Source organism: Streptomyces sp. NPDC057280 (assembly GCF_042668605.1).
In the GTDB taxonomy this organism is placed as follows: Bacteria; Actinomycetota; Actinomycetes; order Streptomycetales; family Streptomycetaceae; genus Streptomyces.
Genome location: NZ_JBHUYR010000008.1, coordinates 336,659 through 353,983, shown reverse-complemented (window position 1 = coordinate 353,983; position 17,325 = coordinate 336,659). Strand labels below are relative to the sequence as shown.

The following is a 17,325-nucleotide window of genomic DNA, read 5'->3' as shown; positions in this document are numbered from 1 at the left end:
GAGCGCGGGAAGAACTCGTACCAGGACCCGTACAGCGCCCGCTCCCGCTCCACCAGCAGCGGCAGCGGGTCGGAGGCGGTGACGAACTCCCGCAGCGGATGCGCGGCCAGCACCGCGTCCACCTCCGGCGTCAACGCCGCCCCCAACCGGGCCATGGCCGGGCGGGTCTCGTCCCGGAGGGCGGTCACGGCGGCCCGGAGGATCTTCCGCTGTCCCTTGGGGGCACCTTCGGCGGCCCGTTCGTGCAGGCGGGCGCCCTCCTCCAGGACCAGCTCGATGTCCATGCCCGCGGGGATCTTGATCTGGGCGTGGTGGCGCCAGGTGCTGATCGGGTCGCCCCAGGCCTCCACGTAGAAGGTCCAGTGGCCCTCGGTTCCGGGGGTGACGTCGGCGCCCCAGCGGTCAGTGCCGGGGGCGAGCTCGCGCATCGGCGTCCAGGGGCCCGGGCGGCCCTCGGGGTCTTTCAGTACGACGTTGGCGGCGACCGCGTCATGGCCCTCGCGGAACACCGTGGCGGTCACCTGGAAGGTCTCGCCGGTGACGGCCTTGGCCGGGCGGCGTCCGTGCTGGACGACCGGGCGGACGTCCAGCACCGGTATCCGTCCGATCGTGGGGGTCTCGTCCGTGGAGGGTGGCTCCGAGGTGGACGGTGGCCCGGTGACGGCGGGCCGGGTGCTCGGTGTCGGGGGTGCTGACGAGTGGTGCGTGGCGGGCATGACCGCTCCTGTCCGCGTCAACTGGGGGTGGGCGGATGGCTGTGGGGAGGTGGGTCCTGCGTGGTGTTCTCGTGTGTTCCCATGATGTGGCTGGGGGTGTACCGGTGGAGCCTTCCCACCCTATTCGGGTGGGCAATCCGGCACTTTGTTAACTACTCACGCGTATGTCTGCACACAAGACCGGCCCCGTCCGCATCGGACGGGACCGGTGTCCGCATACCGTGCCTAGGAGCCCGGCACCTGCAGGAGTTTGTCCGGCGAGCCCGGCCCGCGTGCGGAGATTTTGCCGGACGCCGCCAGCGTGACCAGCGCCTTCGCCACTTGTGCGGGCGTGGCCCCCGGATGGTCGGCGAGATAGAGCGCGGCCGTGCCCGCGGCGTGCGGGGACGCCATCGACGTACCCGAGTAGGTGGCCTTGGCGCTGTCGCCCTTGTTCGAGGTTGACGTGATCGAGACCCCCGGGGCGAACAGATCCAGGGCGGAGCCGTAGTTGGAGAAGCTCGCCCGGGTGTCGGTGGTGCCGGTCGCGCCGACCGTGATCGCCTGCTTCACGTCCGCGGGGGAGTAGAGGCCGGCGGGGAGCCCGTCGTTGCCTGCCGCGACGGTGTAGGTGACGCCGGACTTGATCGAGTTCTGGACGGCGGCGTCGAGTTGGGCGTTGTGGTAGCCGCCGAGGCTGAGATTGGCGACGGCGGGCTTCCTGGCGTGCCGGGTGACCCAGTCGATGCCCGCGATGACCTGGGCCGTCGTACCGGAGCCCGCATTGTCGAGAACCCGGACGGCGACGACCTCGGCCTGCTTGGCGACGCCGTACCTGGTGCCCGCGACGGTGCCGGCGACATGGGTGCCGTGGCCGTTGCCGTCACCGGCGTACCTGTCGTTTCCGACGAAGTCCCAGCCGTAGGAGGCCCGTCCGCCGAAGTCCTTGTGCGAGATGCGGATGCCGGTGTCGATGACGTACACCGTGACCCCGGCGCCCGCGGAATCCGGCCAGGTGTAGTTCTTGTCCAGCGGGAGACCCGGCTGGTCGACACGGTCGATGCCCCAGGACGGCGGATTGCGCTGGGTGCGGTCGAGCGTGACCCGGGTGTCCTGCACGACCGAGGCGACCCGGGAGTCCGCCGCGAGAAGCCTCGCCTGTCTCTCATCGGCCTTGATCGCATAGCCGTTGAGGACCGTGCCGTAGGTGTGGCTGATTTTCGCCCCGTATTTCTCGGCGAGGCTCTTACCCGCCGACGACGGGGCCGTCGTTCCCCCCTTGAGCGTCACCACGTAGCTTCCGCCGACGGAGCCGGGGGCTCCGGCGCCGAGTATCCGCCCCTCCGGTGCGGCGTGCGCGGGCAGGGTGCTGGCCGAAAGCGCGGCGGCACAGGTCACCGCGGCCAAGCACCCCGCCCGGCGCAGACGCCGGGTTCGCGTCCGTGCCATGGTGTGAGTTCCCCTCCTCGACTCGGCGTACGGCGGTCCTGACGCGCCCGGGAGTCGGCCGGAAGCGCTGCGGGCCGGCCGGTGTCGTCCGGGTCTGGCCCTGTGTGACCGATACGCCAGGTGCAGCCTCTCGTGGGGTGTGAAGTCACCACAAGGAGGCCTATGGGGGCGGAATCGGCCATACCGGCCATGAGGGGTGCGTGAAGGTTGCGGCGGTTTCCGGTCTGATTCCGATCCGTATGGCTTCCACGGCACCGTGGTTATGGCGGCCCCTCCACGGATACCGTCGTTGTCGACGACGGGACGCACAACGCGGTGCGTCCGCTTCCGCACGCCTGACGAGGTGGCAGTGCCCATGAAGGCTATCCGTCGCTTCACCGTCCGACCCGTACTCCCCGATCCCCTCCGCCCGTTGAGCGACCTGGCACGCAACCTGCGCTGGTCCTGGCATGCGGAGACCCGCGACCTCTTCCAGTCGGTGGACCCCGAGCGGTGGGCCGCCTCGGGCGGCGACCCCGTACGCCTCCTGGGCAGCGTGCCGCCCGGGCGTCTTTCGGAGCTCGCGGAGGACCGCCGCTTCCTGCGCCGATTGCAGTCGGTCGCCGACGATCTCCACGACTATGTCTCCGGCGAGCGCTGGTACCAGACCCAGCCCGGCGAACTCCCGTCCGCCGTCGCCTACTTCTCGCCCGAGTTCGGCATCACGGCCGCGCTTCCGCAGTACTCCGGCGGCCTCGGCATCCTGGCCGGCGACCATCTGAAGGCGGCCAGCGACCTGGGTGTGCCGCTGATCGGGGTCGGCCTGCTGTACCGCCACGGCTACTTCCGTCAGTCCTTGTCCAGGGACGGCTGGCAACAGGAGCACTACCCCGTCCTGGATCCCAACGAGCTGCCGGTGGCGCTGCTGAGGGAGGAGGACGGCACCCCGGCGCAGGTGTCGCTCGCCCTGCCCGGTGGCAAGCAGCTGCACGCCCGTATCTGGCTGGCGCAGGTCGGCCGCGTCCCGCTGCTGATGCTCGACTCGGACGTCGAGGAGAACGACCTCGGCGAACGGGGCGTGACGGACCGGCTCTACGGCGGCGGCAGTGAACACCGCCTGTTGCAGGAGATGTTGCTGGGCATCGGCGGGGTGCGGGCGGTACGCACGTACTGCCGGCTGACGGGACATGCCGCGCCCGAGGTCTTCCACACCAACGAGGGCCACGCTGGTTTCCTGGGCCTGGAACGGATCGCCGAACTGTGCGCCGGGGAAGGCCTGGACTTCGACGCGGCCCTCGAATCGGTGCGCGCCGGAACGGTGTTCACCACCCACACCCCGGTCCCCGCCGGCATCGACCGCTTCGACCGCGAACTGGTCGCCCACCACTTCGGCCCCGACGCCGAGTTGCCGGGCATCGACGTCGAGCACATCCTGCGCCTGGGCATGGAGACGTACCCGGGAGGCGAACCGAACCTCTTCAACATGGCGGTGATGGGCCTGCGGCTGGGCCAGCGGGCGAACGGCGTCTCGCTGCTGCACGGCCAGGTGAGCCGCGAGATGTTCTCGGGCCTCTGGCCCGGATTCGACCCGGAAGAGGTCCCGATCACCTCGGTCACCAACGGGGTGCACGCCCCGACCTGGGTCGCCCCCGAGGTCTTCCGCCTGGGCGCCCGGCAGATCGGCGCCCAGCGCACCGAGGACGCGCTGACGGTCGGCGGCTCCGACCGCTGGGACGCGGTGGGCGAGATCCCGGACCAGGACATCTGGGAGCTGCGGCGCAACCTGCGCGAGCAGCTGGTGGTGGAGGTACGGCAGCGGCTGCGCGCGTCCTGGCGGCAACGGGGCGCGGGCAGCGCCGAGTTGGGCTGGATCGACGGCGTGCTCGACCCCGACGTCCTGACGATCGGGTTCGCGCGCAGGGTCCCGTCGTACAAGCGCCTGACGCTGATGCTGCGTGACCGGGACCGGCTGATGGACCTGCTGCTGCACCCCGAGCGTCCGATCCAGATCGTGGTGGCGGGCAAGGCACACCCGGCGGACGACGGAGGAAAGCGCCTGGTCCAGGAGCTGGTGCGGTTCGCGGACGACCCGCGGGTGCGCCACCGGATCGTCTTCCTCCCGGACTACGGCATGGCCATGGCGCAGAAGCTCTACCCGGGCTGCGACATCTGGCTGAACAACCCCCTGAGGCCGTTGGAGGCCTGTGGCACCTCGGGCATGAAGGCGGCGCTGAACGGCTGTCTGAACCTCTCCGTCCTGGACGGCTGGTGGGACGAATGGTTCCAGCCGGACTTCGGCTGGGCGATCCCGACGGCGGACGGCACGGGCACGGACCCGGACCACCGGGACGACATAGAGGCGGCGGCGCTCTACGACCTCCTGGAACAGCGGGTGACCCCCCGCTTCTACGAACGCGGCCAGGGCGGCCTGCCCGACCGCTGGATCGAGATGGTCCGCCAGACGCTGACGCTGCTGGGCCCGAAGGTGCTGGCCGGCCGGATGGTCCGCGAGTACGTGGAGCGTCTCTACACCCCCGCCGCGCACGCGCACCGCGCGATGGAGCCGCAGGTGGCACGGGAGCTGGCGGGCTGGAAGGCGCGGGTGCGTTCCGCGTGGCCGAGCGTGACGGTCGACCATGTGGAGACGTCCGTGACGACCGCGACCGCGGAGCTCGGGACGACGCTGGGGCTGCGGGTCCGGGTCGGTCTCGGCGATCTGAGCCCCGAGGACGTCGACGTGCAGGCCCTGTCGGGCCGGGTCGACGAGGAGGACAGGATCACGGACGCGCTGACGCTCCCCTTGAAGCCGGTGGGCGGCCCGGACGCGGAGGGGCGGTGGGTCTACGAGGGCCCCCTGTCGCTCGACCGGACGGGTCCCTTCGGCTACACGGTCCGCATCCTCCCGGCGCACCGGCTCCTGGCCTCCGGGGCCGAGTTGGGGCTGGTGGCGGTGCCTTCGGAGGAGGCGGTGGAGGCCGCGGGGGTGCTGATGCGGTGACGGACGGAGGGCTGGGCCGGGCTCAGTCCTCCTCCCCGCCGGACAGCCGGCGCAGGACCACGCCGCAGCGGCGCGCGTAGGCGTGTTGCAGCCCGCGGGTCGCGGGGCCGCCTGCCCGGGCGTACCACTTCGCCGCCCGGCTGAACGCCGACACCGTCAGCCACACCGTGCCGTCGCCGGTGCGGTCGACCACGAAGGACTCCTCGCCGCACTCCGGGTGGCCGGAAAGGGTGCCGTACGCCCAGCCCGCGCGGCGGTGTTCCTCGACCGTCCACACCACCCGGCAGGGCGCCTTGATCATGCCGGCCAGGGTGACCGTGACATCGACCTCGGGGGCCGCCCGGTCGGCCGTCGCGTCGATGCCCACGCCCATCGCGCGGTGCATCTCCCAGGTCAGGACCGCTTCGGAGGCGCGGCGGAAGACCGGTTCGCCCTCGCCGATGCGGGTGCGCACATGCAGGGGGTGGAAGTCCGGTGGGCAGAAGCCCGGCTTGCGGGTCGCTCCCACGTCGGCGTAGGTGAAGGGGTTCGGGGGCTCTATCGGCGGCATGGGAAACAAGGGTAGGGCGGCACCCCGGAATGCCTTCGTCCCGGGTGCCGCCCGCCAAACCCCTTGGGGCTAGCTCACGTTCACGGCAGACCAGGCCGCCGCGACCGCCTTGTACTCCGTGCTGCTGGAGCCGTAGAGCGCGGACGCCGCGGAGAGCGTGCCCGTGCGCGCCGCCTTGTAGTTCGTCGTCGACGTGAAGTACGTCGTCAGCGCCTTGTACCAGATCTGCAGCGCCTTGTCCCGGCCGATGCCGGTGACCGTGGAGCCGTTGGACGTCGGGGAGTTGTACGACACCCCGTTGATCGTCTTCGCTCCGCTGCCCTCCGAGAGGAGGTAGAAGAAGTGGTTCGCGACACCGGACGAGTAGTGGACGTCCAGGTTGCCGACGGAGGAGGACCAGGAGTCCGCCGAGCCGCCGTCCTTGCTGGGCTTGTCCATGTAGCGCAGCGGGGTGCCGTCGCCGTTGATGTCGATCTTCTCGCCGATGAGGTAGTCGCCCTTGTCGGACGCGTTGTTGGCGAAGAACTCCACGCCGGTGCCGAAGATGTCCGAGGTGGCCTCGTTCAGGCCGCCGGACTCGCCCGAGTAGTTCAGGCCCGCGGTGTTGGCGGTGACGCCGTGGCTCATCTCGTGGCCGGCCACGTCCAGCGAGGTCAGCGGGCTGACGTTGCCCTCGCCGTCGCCGTACGTCATGCAGAAGCAGCTGTCGTCCCAGAACGCGTTGACGTACTGGTTGCCGTAGTGCACCCGGGAGTACGCCGCGACGCCGTTGTTCTTGATGCCGCTGCGGCCGAAGGTGGACTTGTAGAAGTCCCAGGTCTCCGCCGCGCCGTAGGCGGCGTCGACGGCCGCCGTCTGGTCGGTGGTGGAGCTGGAGGCCGTGCCGGTGCCCCAGGTGTTGTCGGCGTCCGTGAACAGCGTGCCCGCGGAGGAGCTGGTGCCGTGGGACTTGTTGTACGTCTTGTGGCCGCCGCGGGAGCCGTCGGTCAGCTGGTACGTCGAACCCGACAGGGTGGTGGTCAGGCTGACCGTGCCCGAGTACAGGCTCTTGCCGGTGCCGGTCGCGTTCTCGATGCCCTGGTACTCGAAGAGCTTCTTGCCGGTGGCGGCGTCGGTGATGACGTGCAGCTGGTTCGGGGTGCCGTCGTCCTGGAAGCCGCCGACGATCGTCTCGTAGGCGAGGACGGGGGTGCCCGAGCCGGCCCAGATGACCTTGCGCGCGCCGTCGGCGGCGGTCTTCTCCGAGCCCGCGGCCTTGGCGGCGGTCAGCGCCTGCTTCTCGGCCTTGGCGACGGTGAGCTTCGGGGTCAGGGAGGCGACCTTGATGGACTTGGTCGTGGCCTTGGTGACGCTCTTGGTCGCACCGGACTTCGACTCGTGGACGACCAGGTCGCCGCCGAGGACGGGCAGACCGGCGTAGGTGCGCTCGTAGCGGGTGTGCACCGTGCCGTCGGCGTCCTTGACGACGTCCTTGACGACCAGCTTCTCCTTGGCGCCGAGGCCTATCTCCTGGGCGGTGTCGGCGGCGCCGGCTTGCTGCTGCTTGATGAGCGTGGTGCGCGCCGCCGGGGTGAGCTGGAGGGGCGCGCCGGCGAGGCCGGCCTTGCCGCTGGTCTCCGCCGGGGTCTGGGCGGCGGCGGTGCCGGTGGTCAGACCGGTGGTGAGGAGAGCTCCGGCCGCGACGGCGGTGGCGATAGCCAGAGTGGTGCGCTTGTGACGCGCGTAGACGGGGGTCACACAAGCTCCTTCGTGGGGGAGCCCGGACTGACATCGGGGTCGTCGGCCCGGGGCGGTTGTGAGGTTGTGCGGCGGGTGTGAAGAAGCGTGGCATCAAGGCGCGTACATGTCAGGACCCTGAAGTGATGTTGGCCGAAAATCGACTATCTGGTGAATGTTGCCGCAATGTAAAGCGACTTGACCTCGGCAAAGGCCCAACAAGTCGCCGGTAAGCGGCTGGCAAAAAGAGGGCGCCGCCCCGGGGAGTCGAACCTCCGGGGCGGCGCCCTGTCGTTCAGCCGTGGAGCACGGCCGGCCTACGGGAAGGTGAGCTTCCAGCTGTTGATGTAGCCGGTGTCGATGGCCGCGTTGTCCTGGACCCTCAACTTCCACGTCCCGTTCGCGACTTCGGAGGAAGCGTTGACGGTGTACGTGGTGTTGATGTTGTCCGAGCTGCCACCGGTGCCGTACGCCTTCAGCGTGTACACGCTGCCGTCGGGGGCCACCAGGTCGACCTTGAGGTCACCGATGTAGGTGTGCACGATGTCGACCCCGACCTGAAGGTTGGAGGGCGCGTTGCCCGTCCGCCCGGAGACCGTGATCGACGACGTCACCGCGGCGCCGTTGTCCGGAATCGATACGTCGGTGGTGTTCTCGAAGGACGTACCGCCACCGCCGCCGCCGGAGCGCGAACCGACCGCGACGGCCGCCCACGCGTCCTGCACCGCCTTGTACTCGGCGCTCGTCGTGCCGTACAGCTCACCGGTCGCCGCGAGGGTGCCGGTGCGGGCCGCCGCGTAGTTGGTGGTGGAGGTGAACTTCGTGGTCAGCGCGCGGAACCAGATCTTCTCCGCCTTGTCGCGGCCGATGCCGGTGACCGGGAGGCCGTCCGAGGTGGGCGAGTTGTAGCTGACGCCGTTGATGACCTTGGCGCCGCTGCCCTCGGACAGCAGGTAGAAGAAGTGGTTGGCCGGGCCCGAGGAGTAGTGGACGTCGACCGAGCCGATACCGGAGTACCAGCTGTCCTTCGACGCCCCGTCCTTGCTCGGCTTGTCCATGTAACGCAGCGGCGTGCCATCGCCGTTGATGTTGATCTCCTCGCCGATGAGGTAGTCACCGACGTCGTTGGAGTTCGCCGCGTAGAACTCGACCGCCGTGCCGAAGATGTCGGAGGTGGCCTCGTTCAGACCGCCGGACTCCCCGCTGTAGTTGAGGCCCGCGGTGTTGGAGGTGACGCCGTGCGTCATCTCGTGACCGGCCACGTCGATCGACACGAGCGGGTTGGTGTTGCCCGAGCCGTCGCCGTAGGTCATGCAGAAGCAGCTGTCGTCCCAGAACGCGTTGACGTACGCGTTGCCGTAGTGGACGCGGGAGTAGGCCGCCACCCCGTCACCGCGGATGCCGCTGCGGCCGTGGATGTTCTTGTAGTAGTCCCACGTGAGCGCCGCACCGTAGTGCGCGTCCGCCGCCGCCGACTCCGCGTTCGACGCGCTGCCGTTGCCCCAGACGTCGTCGGAGCCGGAGAACAGCGTGCCGGTGCCGGAGGTGCCGCGGTTGAGGTTGTACGTCTTGTGGCCGCCGCGGGCGCCGTCGGTGAGGTTGTACGTCGAACCCGACTGCGTCGTCGTCAGGCTGACCGTGCCCGAGTACACCGTGTTGCCGGTGCCGGTCTCGATGGCCTCCCACTCGTACAGCTTCGCGCCGGTCGCCGCGTCGGTGATGACGTGCAGCTCCTGCGGGGTGCCGTCGTGCTGGAAGCCGCCCACCACCGTCTCGTAGGCGAGCGTCGGCCTGCCGTCGGCCGCCCAGATCACCTTGCGCGGGGCGTGGCTGACTGCGGGGCTCTTGGCCTTCTCCGCCTTCGCCGCGCTCAGCGCCTGCTTCTCGGCCTTGGCGGTCGACAGCTGCGGCTTCACCGAGGCGACCTTGATGGTGGCCCGGGTCGCCTTGGTGACCGCCGCGGTGGCGTCGGCCTTCGTGCTGGTGACGACCAGGTCGCCGCCGAGGACGGGCAGACCGTCGTAGGTCCGCTCGTAGCGCGTGTGGAGCGTGCCGTTGCCGTCCTTGACGACGTCACGGACGACCAGCTTCTCCTTGGCGCCCAGGCCGAGTTCCTTGGCGGTGTCTGCCTTGCCGGCATTCGCCGTGCGCAGCAGCTCGGCGCGCTGGGCGGGCGTCAGCTTGACCGACTCGGCGCCCGGTATGACCTTGCCCGCGGCCGACGGTGCCTTCTCCGGGGCTGCGGTGGCGGCGCCCGACTGGACGGCCGCGGCGATCAGGGCGGACACACCGACGAGTGCCACGGCTGCGGCACGGCGGTGCATCGTGTGGGAGGTGCGTCTGTGGGAGGAACTCTCTCTCAACACTGACTCCTGCGTCTGCGGGCCGCGGGTCGCGCGGCCATGGGGAGACCGGTCGGCTGGTGGGCCGGCCGGGCAGAACGGGCATTGCGCGTGCTGGAGTTCGATCACGGCACAGCCCTGTGCGGAAGCTGTGGGGTTGCTGTGTCGTGGCCGTGGGAAGAGTCGCAGCAGTTTGCGGTTTCTGTCAGGAGCGCGTCAGGAAGTTGGCTGGAAATCGTCCGTTGCCCGGATGGTCATGTTCGTTATACGGGCAATTTGTCTAAAAGTCAGGGGCGGCCGGTCCCCGTGCGAAGTCAGGGCGGGTGACCCCCGCGCGAAGTCAGGACGGGCGGTCCCCGTGCCACGAGTGCCACAGCGCCGCGTACGCCCCGCCCGCCGCCACCAGTTCCTCGTGCGCGCCGAGTTCGGTCAGCAGGCCGTCCTCCATCACCGCCACCCGGTCGGCGTCGTGCGCGGTGTGCAGCCGGTGCGCGATCGCGATGACGGTACGGCCCTCCAGCACGGCGGCCAGGGCGCGCTCGGTGTGCCGGGCGGTCGTCGGGTCCAGCAACGCCGTCGCCTCGTCCAGGATCAGCGTGTGCGGGTCCGCCAGCACCACCCGGGCCAGGGCGAGTTGCTGGGCCTGCGAGCCGTCGGTGCGGTGGCCGCCCTCCCCGAGCGCGGTGTCGAGACCGCCGGGCAGCTCGCGCACCCAGCCGTCCGCGCCGACGGCGGCCAGCGCCGACCACAACTCCTCGTCTCCGGCGCCGGGTTCGGCGATCCGCAGGTTGTCCCGGACCGTGCCCAGGAACACATGGTGCTCCTGGGTGACCAGGACGACCTGGCGGCGCAGCTGCTCGGGACCGAGCGCGCCGACCGGAACGCCGCCGACCGTCACCGTCCCCTCGGTGGGCGCGTCGACGCCCGCGAGCAGCCGGCTGAGCGTGGTCTTCCCGGCGCCGGACGGGCCGACGATCGCCAGCCGCTCCCCGGGCCGCACGGTGAGGTCCACCCCGTGCAGGACCTCACCGCCACGGCCGTAGGAGTACCGCACGCCGGTCACGTCGATACGGTCGCCGGCCGGGGTCGGCGACTCGCCGGAGGTGGCTCTCGGCGCCCGGGCGAGCCCTTCCACCCGTGCGAACGAGGCGCCGCTGCTCTGGAGTTGCTCCACCCGGACCAGGATCTGGTCGAGCGGGCCGGTGAGCTGCTGCAGATACAGGGCCGCCGCGACCACGGCCCCCAGGCTCATCGCCCCGTGGGTGTACAGCACACCGCCGACGATCAGCACACCGGCGATCGGAAGGACGTACGACACCTCGACGGCCGGGAAGAAGACGCTGCGCAGGTACAGGGTGTGGAAACGGGTGCGGCGCGCGGTCTCGATCGCGTCCCGGCTCGCCGCGATCCGCTCGCCCTCCAGCCGCAGCGCCTCCACCGTGCGCGCCCCCGACGCGGTCGCCGCGACGATCTCGGCCACGTCCGAGGTGGCCGCGCCCTCGGCCAGATAGCCGTCCCGGGCGCGGCGCAGATACCAGCGCAGGGCGAACCAGACGGGCAGCAGACCGCACACACCGACCACGCCGAGCAGCGGGGCCAGCACGAACACCGCGACGAGCGCGATCAGGAAACGGACCGCGTTGATGAGGAGGTCGGGGCCCGCGTCGCGGAGGGTGGTGCCGACGGTGGAGACGTCGGCGGTACCGCGGGCGGTGAGATCACCGGTGCCCGCCCTCTCGACCGTCGACGCGGGCAGGGCGAGGGTCCGGTCGACGAACTCCTCGCGGACCCTGGCGAGGGTGCGTTCGCCGAAGCGGTGGCCGACGAAGCGGGCCCAGCGGGCCAGCAGCAGCTCCGCTACGGCACAGAGGAGGAGGGCGAGGGCGAGGCGGTCGACCGTGCCGACGCCGGCCTTCGCCTTCACCTCGTTGATGATGCGGCCCAGCAGCCAGGGGCCGCCGAGGCCCGCGATCGCCGCGGCGGCGTTGAGGGCGAGGGTGGCGGCGAAGGCGCTTCGGTCCGCGCGGATCAGGCGTTGGGTCGCCCGGCGGACGTCGGCGGCGGTGGCGATGGGGAGGTGGCCGGAAGTCGTCACCGTACGGGCTCCTCCGCGTCGGTGTCCCTCGCCACGAGGGCCCGGTACGCCGGGTCGTGGTCGAGGAGGCCCTGATGGGTGCCGGTGGCTGCGACCTTGCCGTCCACCAGGTGGATGACGGTGTCCGCGTGCGCCAGGACGAGGGGGGAGGTGGTGGTGACGACGGTGGTGCGGCCTTGGCGGGCTTGTTTGAGGCGGGTGGCCACGCGGGCCTCCGTGTGGGCGTCGAGGGCTGACGTGGGCTCTATGGCCAGGAGGACCTCGGGGTCGGCTGCCAGGGCTCTTGCCAGGCGGATGCGCTGGCGTTGGCCGCCGGAGAGGTTGCGGGCGTTCGCGTCAATGGGGGAGTCGAGGCCGTCGGGGAGGGCTTGGACTATGTCCTCGGCTGCGGCTGTGTGGAGGGCGGAGGTGATGTGCGCGGGAAGGGGTGCCTCGGATTGTTGTGTGGCGGGTGCGGCGCCGTCGTGGCTGGTCGCGCAGTTCCCCGCGCCCCTTACCGGCGTCAGCACCTCTCGGAGTTTTCCAGCGAACACGTCCGCCTCATGGTCCGCCAGCAGGATGCGGGCCCTGATCTGGGGCAAGCGGATCTCGTCCAGCGGGAGCCCGCCCCAGGTCGCCGTCGACGGGGTGTACCGGGCCACCCGGTCCAGTACGGCCGCCGTATCCGCCGGACGCGCCCCCGCCAACGCCGTCAAGCGGCCCGGCAGGATTCGTACGCCCGATTCCGGGTCGTGCAGGACCGACGGCTCCGCGGGGGCGTCCCTCGTTCCCCTGTCCTCCATCGGCTCCAGGCTCAGGAACCGTACGACCCTCCGCGCCGCCACCACGCCCCGGCTCAGCATGTAGCCGCACTCCACCCAGAACGCCACCGGGCCGACCAGGACCGCGACATAGCCGTACACCGACACCAACTCGCCGATGCTGATGTCCCCTTGGGCGGCCAGTCGGGCCGCCAGCCAGGTGACCACCGCCAGGAACAGGGTCGGGAGGCCGACGCCGAGGGCCTGGACCCAGCTGGTCACCGCGCCCACCCGGTAGCCCTGTTCGCGCAGCCGTTGGGAGTCGCGCCGGAAGGCGTCGGCGAACAGGCCCTTGCCGCCGAGGCCGTTGAGGACGCGCAGGCCGCCGGCGAGGTCGGCGATGCGGGCGGTGAGGATGCCCTGGCGGTCCCGGTACTCGGTCTCGGCGCCCTGGAGGCGGGTGAGGAACGGGCCCACGAGGCCGACGATCACCGGCATGCCGAGCAGGACGACCGCGGCGATGACCGGGGAGACGGAGACCAGGAGGCCCGCGACCACGAGGTAGGCGATGATCGCGCCCACGCCCGGGCCGACCACCGTGAGGGCGGAGGCGATCGTCTGGACGTCGCCGACTCCGATGGTGACGACCTCGCCGGCCCCCGCCCGCCGCGGCAGCGCGGCCCCCAGCCGGACCGCGTGGCCGACGACGACCTTGACCGTGCGGAAGTTGGCGTCCATCCTGACCCGGGTCATCGTGCGGTGCCGCATGATGCTCAGCCACGCGTTGAAGGCGCCGACGAGGAAGAGCGCGGTCGCCCAGAGCGTGAGCGTCCCGAGGTCGCCCGGCTCCAGGCCCTCGTCGATCGCCTTGGACATCAGGTACGGCGTCGCCGCCAGCAGCACCATCCAGACGCTGGCGAACAGCGCGCCGAGGGCGCAGCGGCCGGGCTGGCGGCGGACCAGCCACCACAGGTAGTGCCAGCCGCCGCGGCTGTCGGGCGTGCCGGGGTCCTCGTACGCGTCGATCACTGGTAACCCCCTCGGAGACTCACGCCAGGCTGTCCCGCCACGCCCGGTGCAGGTCCGCGAACCTGCCCGTGCCCGCGATGAGTTCGGCCGGCGGGCCGTCCTCGACGATCCGGCCGTGCTCCATCACCAGCACCCGGTCGGCGATCTCGACCGTGGAGAGCCGGTGGGCGATCACGACGGCGGTACGGCCGTGCAGCACCGTCGACATCGCGCGCTGCACCGCCCGTTCGCCGGGGATGTCGAGCGAGCTGGTCGCCTCGTCGAGGATCAGCACGGCCGGGTCGGCGAGCAACGCCCTTGCGAACGCCACCAGTTGACGCTGGCCCGCGGAGATGCGGCCGCCGCGCTTGCGGACGTCGGTGTCGTAGCCGTCGGGCAGGGCGCTGATGAACTCGTGGGCGCCGATGGCCTTCGCGGCCCGCTCGATCTCCTCGCGGGTGGCGTCGGGGCGGCCGATGGCGATGTTGTCCGCGACCGTGCCGGAGAACAGGAACGCCTCCTGCGTCACCATCACGACCCCGCGCCGCAGTTCGGGCACGGACAGGTCGCGCAGATCGACGCCGTCGAGGAGGACCCGGCCCGCCGTCGGGTCGTAGAAACGGGCGAGGAGCTTGGCGAGGGTCGACTTGCCGGCGCCCGTGGAGCCGACGACCGCGACCGTCTGGCCCGCGGGGAGGGTGAGGTCGAAGCGGGGGAGGATCTCGCCGCCGGTGCGGTAGCCGAAGCGGACGCCGTCGAACACGACCTCGCGGCCGGGGTGCTCCGACTCCAGGGGCGGCAGTTCGCGGGGCTTGGCGGGCTCGGGGACCGACGGGGTCTGGGCCAGCAGGCCCGCGATCTTCTCCAGTGAGGCCGCCGCCGACTGGTAGGAGTTGAGGAACATGCCCAGGCGGTCGATCGGGTCGTAGAGGCGGCGCAGGTACAGCACGGCCGCCGCCAGCACGCCCAGCTCCAGTGAGCCGCCCGCCACCCGGTAGGCGCCCCACAGCACGATCAGTGCGACCGCCGTGTTGGCGACCAGCCGGGAGCCGACGACATAGCGGGCCATCTCCAGCAGCGCGTCGCCGTTGGTGCGCTCGTGGCGCTTGTTCAGTACGGCGAACTCGGCGTCGTTGGCGGCCTCCCGGCGGAACGCCCGCACCGGGCGGATGCCGTTCATCGTCTCGACGAACTTCACGATGACGGCGGCGATGGCCGTCGAGCGGAGCGTGTAGACGCGTCCCGCGCGGCGCCGGTAGTTCCGTACGAGGAGGTAGAGCGGCACGAACGACGCCACCGCGACCGCGCCGAGGCCGAGGTCCAGCCAGAGCAGCATCGCCGAGATGTAGACGAACGACAGGATGACCGTGATCAGCTCCTGGAGGCCCTCGTTGAGGAGCTCGCGCAGCGACTCGACGTCCGTCGTGGAGCGGGAGATCAGGCGACCGCTGGTGTAGCGCTCGTGGAAGTCGACGCTGAGCGCCTGGGCGTGCCGGAAGATGCGGCCGCGCAGATCGAGGAGCACGTCCTGGCTGACACGGGCCGAGGCGCGGATGAACGCGTACTGCAGGCCGCCGGAGGCCACCGAGCACAGCAGATAGGCCACCCCGACCGCCATCAGCGGCCCGTGCCGGTCCTCCCGGAACGCCGGCACGGCACTGTCGATCGCGTACGCCACCAGCAGCGGCCCCGCCTGCACCGCCGCCTGCTGGAGCAGCAGCAGGAAGCTGGTGAGGGCGACGCGGGCCTTCATCGGCGCGAGCAGGGAGCGCAGCAGGGCGGAGGTCGCGCGAGGCGGGGTGGGCAGGACGTCACGGTCGAAGGGGTCGCCCGCCTTCTCCCGGACCTGCGGTTCCCGTTCGTCGTCGTCGGCGGTGGCGGGCGCGGCCGTCGTCGGCGCGGTCATCGGGCGTCCTCCGTTTCCCCTGAGCCGGACATGAGATGGGCGTACTCGGCGTTCGTCCGCAGCAGTTCGTGGTGCGTGCCGACGGCGGTGATACGGCCGCCCGACAGCAGCGCCACCCGGTCGGCGAGCAGCACGGTCGACGGGCGGTGGGCGACGATCAGGGCGGTGGTGTCCGCGAGCACGTCCCGCAGGGCGGCCTCGACCGCGGCCTCCGTGTGCACGTCCAGCGCGGACAGCGGGTCGTCCAGGACGAGGAACCTGGGCCTGCCGACGACCGCGCGGGCCAGCGCGAGACGCTGGCGCTGGCCGCCGGAGAGGCTGAGGCCCTGCTCGCCGATCCTGGTGTCGGTGCCCTGGGGGAGGGCGTGCGCGAAGTCGGCCTGCGCGATGGACAGGGCGCGGTCGAGTTCGCGGTCGTCGGCGCCCATGAGGACGTTCTCGCCGACGCTCGCGGAGAAGAGCGTGGGTTCCTCGAAGGCCATCGCCACGAGGGAGCGCAGTTCTTCGCGGGACATGGCGGTGATGTCCTCGCCGTCGAGGGTGATGCGGCCGTCCGTGAGTTCGTGCAGGCGGGGGACCAGCGCGGTGAGGGTCGTCTTGCCGCTGCCCGTCGCGCCGACCAGCGCCATGGACTCGCCGGGGCGGATGTGGAGGTCGACGCGGTCGAGGACGGGGGGTGAGCCGGGGGCGGCGTCGGGGTAGCGGAAGCGGACGTCGTGGAACTGGAGGCCGGTGCCCTTGGCGCCGGTCGCGCTCACGACGGAGGTCTCTTCCGGTGCCTCGTCCATCACCTCGAAATACCGCTCCGTCGCACTCGCCGCGTCCTGGCTCATCGCCAGCAGGAAGCCGATCGAGTCGATGGGCCACCGCAGCGCCAGCGCCGTCGACAGGAACGCCACCAGCGTCCCGGCCGACAGCTCCCCGTCCGCCACCTGCACCGACCCCAGCACCAGCGCCGCCCCGATCGCCACCTCCGGCAGTGTCACGATGACGGTCAGGATCGTGGCCAGCAGCCGGGCCTTGCGCAGTTCCGTGCCGCGCAGCGTCCGGGACAGCTCCCAGAACGCCCGCGCCTGGCTGCGGTGCCGGCCGAAGCCCTTGATGATGCGGATGCCGAGGACGCTCTCCTCGACGACCGTCGTCAGGTCACCGACCTGGTCCTGTGCCTGCCGGGCCACCGAGGAGTAGCGCTGCTCGAAGAGCAGACAGGAGACGATCACCGGGACCGCGGGCGCCAGGATCACCAGCCCGAGGGTCCAGTCCTGGATCAGCATGATGATCACGCCGACGAGGATCGTCACGCTGTTGACCAGCAGGAACGTCAGCGGGAAGGCCAGGAACATGCGCAGCAGCATCAGGTCGGTGGTGCCCCGCGACAGCAACTGGCCGGACGCCCACCGGTCGTGGAAGGCCACCGGCAGCCGTTGCAGGTGGCCGTACAGGTCCGCGCGCATCTCCGCCTCGACGTGCGACAGCGGGCGGGCCACCAGCCACCGCCGCAGCCCGAACAGCAGCGCCTCACCGAACCCCAGCAACAGCAGGAAGAACGCCCCGAGCCACACCCCTGCCGGGTCCCGGTCGGCGACGGGGCCGTCCACCATCCACTTCAGGACGAGCGGGATCACCAGGCCCGTACAGGAGGCCAGGACCGCGACGAACGCGGCGGTGAACAGCCGCGCCCGCACCGGTCTGACGTACGGCCACAGGCGCAGCAGGGTTCTGACGGCGGAGCGTTTCCGGGTGGTTGCACGTGTCGTGGACATCAGCAGCGAGCCTACGGATCGGCACTGACAACGCCCACCGAGTTTTGGCCGGACCGGGGTCGGGCCTTGGTCCTACGACCTGCG

Annotated in this window: 10 protein-coding genes; 1 reads left to right on the top strand and 9 read right to left on the bottom strand. The window is 71.1% G+C overall.

Going from position 1 to position 17,325, the window contains the following annotated elements; all coding sequences use genetic code 11:
- Both ACFUO4_RS36215 and ACFUO4_RS36210 read right to left on the bottom strand, forming a co-directional pair.
- Positions 1–716, bottom strand: a 716-nt coding sequence (locus ACFUO4_RS36215; protein WP_383492879.1) for a maltotransferase domain-containing protein, incomplete at its 3' end; no start/stop codon positions are given.
- A gap of 225 nt (positions 717–941) precedes the next feature.
- Complete coding sequence (locus ACFUO4_RS36210; protein WP_383492876.1) at positions 942–2,144, bottom strand: S8 family peptidase; 1,203 nt, start codon at positions 2,142–2,144, stop codon at positions 942–944.
- Positions 2,145–2,499: 355 nt separating this feature from the next.
- On the opposite strand from ACFUO4_RS36210, the gene ACFUO4_RS36205 reads away from it, so the two are divergent.
- Positions 2,500–5,121: a glycosyltransferase family 1 protein gene (locus ACFUO4_RS36205; protein WP_383492873.1), complete on the top strand. Its 2,622-nt coding sequence runs from the start codon at positions 2,500–2,502 to the stop codon at positions 5,119–5,121.
- Positions 5,122–5,143: 22 nt separating this feature from the next.
- Here the strand turns inward: ACFUO4_RS36205 and ACFUO4_RS36200 are convergent, their stop codons facing one another.
- From ACFUO4_RS36200 to ACFUO4_RS36170, 7 genes are all read right to left on the bottom strand, one after another.
- Entirely contained in the window at positions 5,144–5,671 is a 528-nt protein-coding gene (locus tag ACFUO4_RS36200) for a DUF1990 domain-containing protein (protein ID WP_383492870.1), read from the bottom strand.
- A 69-nt stretch (positions 5,672–5,740) separates the two neighbouring features.
- Entirely contained in the window at positions 5,741–7,408 is a 1,668-nt protein-coding gene (locus tag ACFUO4_RS36195) for a M4 family metallopeptidase (protein ID WP_383492867.1), read from the bottom strand.
- A gap of 296 nt (positions 7,409–7,704) precedes the next feature.
- On the bottom strand, positions 7,705–9,750 hold the full coding sequence (locus tag ACFUO4_RS36190) for a M4 family metallopeptidase (protein ID WP_383492864.1): 2,046 nt from the start codon (positions 9,748–9,750) through the stop codon (positions 7,705–7,707).
- A 319-nt stretch (positions 9,751–10,069) separates the two neighbouring features.
- The gene (locus ACFUO4_RS36185) at positions 10,070–11,824 is read right to left on the bottom strand and encodes an ABC transporter ATP-binding protein (protein WP_383492861.1); all 1,755 of its coding nucleotides are present in this window, start codon (positions 11,822–11,824) and stop codon (positions 10,070–10,072) included.
- Complete coding sequence (locus tag ACFUO4_RS36180; protein ID WP_383492859.1) at positions 11,821–13,593, bottom strand: ABC transporter ATP-binding protein; 1,773 nt, start codon at positions 13,591–13,593, stop codon at positions 11,821–11,823. The genes ACFUO4_RS36185 and ACFUO4_RS36180 overlap by 4 nt, the downstream gene beginning before the upstream one ends.
- Before the next feature lie 19 nt (positions 13,594–13,612).
- Positions 13,613–15,478, bottom strand: coding sequence for an ABC transporter ATP-binding protein (locus tag ACFUO4_RS36175; RefSeq protein WP_079306044.1), 1,866 nt, complete (start codon positions 15,476–15,478; stop codon positions 13,613–13,615).
- Positions 15,475–17,241: an ABC transporter ATP-binding protein gene (locus ACFUO4_RS36170; protein WP_383492854.1), complete on the bottom strand. Its 1,767-nt coding sequence runs from the start codon at positions 17,239–17,241 to the stop codon at positions 15,475–15,477. Before ACFUO4_RS36170 ends, ACFUO4_RS36175 begins: the two co-directional genes overlap by 4 nt.
- Positions 17,242–17,325 lie beyond the last annotated feature (84 nt).